We start from the raw sequence: 572 nt of genomic DNA on the forward strand, positions 1-572 counted from the left end.
GAGATGAACAGCAGGTTGTCGATGCCGAGCACGACTTCCATGACGATGAGCGTCCCGAGGGCCAGCCAGGCCGCGGGGTCAGCCGCCAGTGTCATCAAGCCGCTCATCGATCGTCATGCCTCCCGGAACGGCACCTAACGGCCGCACCGGGAGAGCATCACGGACGCTCCCGCCCCGCAATGGGAAGGGAGCGTCGTCGCACTACATCCCCAGCGCGCGGCGGTAGAGGTCGAGCAGCGTTTCCTGCTCCTCCACCTCGGCCGGCTCCTGCTTGCGCAGGCGGATGACCTGACGGACCACCTTCACGTCGAAGCCGGCGGACTTCGCCTCGGAATAGATGTCCTTGATGTCGTCGCCGAGCGCCTTGCGCTCCTCCTCCAGCCGCTCGATGCGCTCGATGATGGAGCGCAGCCGGTCGGCGGCGATGCCGCCCACGTCGGAATCGGGGGCATCGGCCTGGCGCTTGCGGCTCGCCGCCGCTTCGTCGTCGGTATCGGACATGGAAACTCTCTCGAAAAACTGATCGGCGGAGGGAGGTAGCCCCTCTACCCGTGCTTGGCCATGGCCCCCTC

At 66.8% G+C, this 572-nt stretch carries 1 protein-coding gene and 1 pseudogene; both read right to left on the reverse strand.

The genetic code is table 11. The features are described 5' to 3' along the window. A pseudogene (locus tag AC1DWF_RS37130) lies at positions 1-107 on the reverse strand (TerC family protein); the annotation flags it as partial. Positions 108-201: 94 nt separating this feature from the next. Beyond that, the gene (locus AC1DWF_RS37135; protein ID WP_476843425.1) at positions 202-501 is read right to left on the reverse strand and encodes a DUF2312 domain-containing protein; all 300 of its coding nucleotides are present in this window, start codon (positions 499-501) and stop codon (positions 202-204) included. Positions 502-572: the final 71 nt, after the last annotated feature.

The sequence above is a fragment of the Aminobacter sp. P4_D5 genome (assembly GCF_056401815.1).

What these genes read in the sequence shown, in the direction of transcription:
- AC1DWF_RS37135 (WP_476843425.1), bottom strand. Translation starts at nt 501, where the DNA reads ATGTCCGATACCGACGACGAAGCGGCGGCGAGCCGCAAGCGCCAGGCC.